Below are 3,977 nucleotides of genomic sequence, written 5' to 3' on the forward strand. Positions count from 1 at the left end.
ACAAATAGGTTCCATAAAACAAGGGGGTAGAAAGATACAAATAGGTTCCATAAAACAAGGGGGTAGAAAGATGGAGGAAGTAATTGGAGAAGTTGTAGCAGGGATTTGTGAATTTGTAGTTGAAGTTACGGTGGATGTTTTAGGAGATTTAGTTTCCGGAAATGATGAAGAGAAAGAAACATTATAAAATTTGTAAAAAGTTTAAAGATAAACAATGTGTAAAAGCTGATTTCTAAAGGGAAGTCAGCTTTTATATTTTTTACATTATATTAATAATATCTAAATATTAACCTGTTATGATATTAATGAAATCAATAAAGGAGCYGACCGATATGAATATGTCGAATTCTAGATGTGATGTACCTGATTCTAGTACGATTGTAGCGAATATAAATGAAAAAGAATATCAATTTATTGTTCGTATACATCCACTTGCAGGAAAGATGATAGCGCTATTTGAAAATGGGAAAGAATATGGCTTGCTTGATAAGGAAATCGCTAGTAGGGATAAATTTATTAGGTCAGAGCTTACTAAGTTGAAGCATTTCAACATAGATATTCTTTATGATAGTCCTGGGTGGATATGGATTGGCATGGACCAATATGGATTGCATGCAAGAGAGGCTACTAATAGCGAAGTAGAAATTATTGTGAAGTTACAGGGGGATTAAGTTATTTAGACGTGTAAGAAGATCCTCAAATATAAGAGATACTTTGTGGGGTTGTGGGATAATTCCCCATAACTTTTTTTGTTTTGTGCTTAAAAATAAAAGAGTTAAATTTTTTTGATAGAAGGTCTCTAATACAAGAGACGAGACTAAACTAAAAGAGGATTTGAAATTATATAAAGAGAACTTATAAATTAAATATAATACTTTATAGAAAGAAGATGATAAAAGTGAGTAAAGAAGAACTTGTGAAACAACAATTTGGTAGTAATGCAGAGAAGTATGTGAAAAGTAAAATTCATGCAAAAGGACTGGATTTACAATATGTAGTTCAGCAAGTTGAAACTCGTCATAATACTCGTCTTCTTGATATTGCTACCGGTGGTGGACATGTTGCTAATTTGTTAGCCCCAATGTTCAAAGAGGTAGTCGCTCTTGATTTAACAGAAAAAATGTTAGAAAAAGCAAAAGGTTTTATAGAAGGGAATGGACATGAAAATGTATCATTTGTAGCAGGACATGCAGAAAGGTTACCATTTGCTGATGAATCCTTTGATACAATTACATGCCGAATTGCAGCACATCACTTTGTTGATCCTTTGCAATTTATTTTTGAAGTAAATCGAACGTTAGAAGATAATGGGTTATTTATATTAATTGATAACGTTTCACCAGAAAATAATGAGTTTGATACATTTTATAACTTTATCGAAAAGAAGAGAGATCCAAGCCATGAACGAGCTTTGAAAAAAACAGAATGGATTACTTTATTAGAAAAACATGGTTTGCAAATACAGTCATGTCATACTTTTGACAAGAAGTTCGATTTTGATTGGTGGTGCGATATGATGGATGTTCCTATGCAAAAACGTGTAAAGTTAACAGAGTGTATGATGAAAACATCAAATGAAATGCAAGAATTTTTCAAAATTCAATTTGGAAACAATAAAATAGAATCGTTTTATACTGAAATGGCACTGTTCGTATGTAAAAAAAGTTCAACATTAAAAAGATAAATTTCTTGCAGTCTTTCTGATGTACGATATACTTAGTACAGAGAAAATGAGAATTGAGGAATAGTAATAATGATTCGTGTACGTATTGAGGGAACTGAGGAAGATATGCTTGAATTTTTAGAGAAAATGCCTGACATTCCTGGGTTTGAAAAAACACATATGAGAGAACCGAGAAAAGGGAATAATCCGAAATATGATTCAAGCAAAAGTGTACTAGCATATTTATCTTATAAAAAGATTGAAGTCGCCAATAAATAGGTGGCTTTTTTAATTATCTCTGTTTCACCGCCTTGTCTTTTTCGCATAATAATAATAGTAGATTATGCTGGAGAGGGGTGAGGAAAGTTAATAAAAAAATAATCTTTTTCGGAGATTTTGGTATTGATGATGCAATAACGTTAATTTATGCGAATAAAACATGCAAATTAGATATTATCGGTATCGTTGCAGAGTATGGAAATGTATCAAGAGAAATTGTTACGGAAAATGTTTATTTTTTAGAAAGATACTATGCTACAAAAGTGAAGATTATTGAAGGTGCCAGTAGACCAATGACAGCTGAAGAACCTTTGTTTTTCCCTGAAATTCATGGGGATCACGGTTTAGGTCCAATTATTCCACCGAAAATGAGAATTTGTGACAGAGAAAATTTTTGTGAATTGATTAAATTAATTGAGCCTTGTCCAGAAGATATTATTATAGTCGCGACGGGACGATTAACAACACTTGCAACATTATTTTTATTGTACCCCAATTTAATGAATCGAGTATGTTCTTATTATATAATGGGCGGTGCTTTTCTATTTCCGGGAAACGTTACACCTGTATCAGAAGCTAATTTTTACGGCGATCCAATTGCCGCGAATATCGTTATGAAATATGCGCAGAATGCTACTATATATCCGTTAAATGTAACGCAGCGAGCTCTTATTACTCCTGAAATGGTCGATATTATTGATAAAGAAGGAACCGGGCAGGCGAAACTTATTAAGCCAATGATCGATTTTTATTACGAGAACTTTTACAAAAAAGAATATCCAGGTATTGCTGGGAGTCCGATTCACGATTTACTTCCGTTCATTTCATTTATAAATGATGATATTTTTGAATATAAAAAATCAGCAGTTTGGATTAGTACGACGAATGATGTAACGAGAGGTCAAAGTGTTGCAGATTTTAGAAAAATAGCTGAGCCAACGACGTTTGATAATCGTCCTATACAAAAAATTGCCGTTGAATTTAATTATCAAGCGTTTAAAGACGAATTTATGAGAACAATATTGAAGCCAGATTGTCCTTAAAAGGGTGCGCAGATTTGAATAATTTTCATAAGACGAATAACTTACGAAAAATGTAACATAACTAATGGTAAGCAATTGTTTCTGATTATAATTTTTATTGGTCAATTATAAAGGAGGAAATGATATGATTTGGTCTTTAATCGTTGGTGGTATATTAGGATGGTTTGCAAGTTTAATTACTGGGAAGGATGTACCTGGCGGTGTAATCGGTAATATTATTGCAGGTATTGTCGGTTCTTGGCTTGGTACAGCGTTACTTGGTAAATTCGGACCTGTTATAGGCGGATATGCGATTGTTCCGGCTTTAATAGGCGCGATTGTTTTGATTTTCATCGTAAGCTTTATATTCCGTGCAATGCGGAAATGAATACAGGGGACTGTTTACATTTGTAAGCAGTCCCTTTGTATTATGTTGTCTAATCTGTTATGCTACTGTTATACAAACAGGAGGTGTCAGCATTGAAATCATTTACAGTAAATTTTCATCAAGAGGATAATGCAAAGGCAACAACAGTACATAAATTAAGTGAAGAGGACTTCGAGAAAGCAACAGAAAAAGGTACTCGTCATCTATTTGATTTAGATACAAACGTTGGTTTCTTCGTATTCTTTGATGCTGAAGATACAGAAGGAAACGAGCAATACTTAATGTTACAATATGAAGGAGATCATGAAGAACCAAGTGCTTGCTACGGATTTGATTTGAAATTGTTCTATCAATTTTTAGCACTATACTTAAATGATCTTGAATTCCAAGGTGAGACAAATGAAGAAGAGGAAGAAAATGGTCCAATTCATCATTTAGCGCACTTACTTTACCATATCGTTGAAGACGGTAAATCTATCGAAGTGTAAAAATACATATTTGAAGCTGTCCTTTAATGAAGTGACCCCTAAAAATTAGACACGGTTATTTCATTAGGCAGCTTGATAAAAGTGAGTCCGGTATTGCACCGGGCTCATTTTTAATTTTGCCTTTATCCGTTTTGTAT

6 protein-coding genes are annotated in these 3,977 nt (G+C 33.2%); all 6 read left to right on the top strand.

Features of this window, described 5'->3' with window-relative positions; translation table 11 throughout:
* Positions 1-332: 332 nt before the first annotated feature.
* The 6 genes from AC1DJR_RS20205 (at position 333) to AC1DJR_RS20230 (ending at position 3,840) form a co-directional block, all read left to right on the top strand.
* A complete protein-coding gene (locus tag AC1DJR_RS20205) occupies positions 333-671 on the top strand; it encodes a hypothetical protein (protein WP_429688361.1) in 339 nt (112 codons plus the stop codon).
* Between the two features lie 227 nt (positions 672-898).
* Positions 899-1,684 (top strand): class I SAM-dependent methyltransferase, encoded by a 786-nt coding sequence (locus AC1DJR_RS20210; RefSeq protein WP_429688360.1) that lies wholly within the window; start codon positions 899-901, stop codon positions 1,682-1,684.
* A 69-nt stretch (positions 1,685-1,753) separates the two neighbouring features.
* The gene (locus AC1DJR_RS20215; protein WP_429688359.1) at positions 1,754-1,942 is read left to right on the top strand and encodes a DUF3970 family protein; all 189 of its coding nucleotides are present in this window, start codon (positions 1,754-1,756) and stop codon (positions 1,940-1,942) included.
* A 77-nt stretch (positions 1,943-2,019) separates the two neighbouring features.
* On the top strand, positions 2,020-2,985 hold the full coding sequence (locus AC1DJR_RS20220; RefSeq protein WP_429688358.1) for a nucleoside hydrolase: 966 nt from the start codon (positions 2,020-2,022) through the stop codon (positions 2,983-2,985).
* Between the two features lie 124 nt (positions 2,986-3,109).
* On the top strand, positions 3,110-3,352 hold the full coding sequence (locus tag AC1DJR_RS20225) for a GlsB/YeaQ/YmgE family stress response membrane protein (RefSeq protein ID WP_002013368.1): 243 nt from the start codon (positions 3,110-3,112) through the stop codon (positions 3,350-3,352).
* 92 nt (positions 3,353-3,444) lie between these two features.
* Positions 3,445-3,840 carry a hypothetical protein gene (locus tag AC1DJR_RS20230; RefSeq protein ID WP_002084959.1) on the top strand — a complete coding sequence of 132 codons (396 nt, stop codon included), beginning with the start codon at positions 3,445-3,447 and terminating at the stop codon, positions 3,838-3,840.
* Positions 3,841-3,977 lie beyond the last annotated feature (137 nt).

This window comes from Bacillus sp. 05T31, from assembly GCF_056396725.1.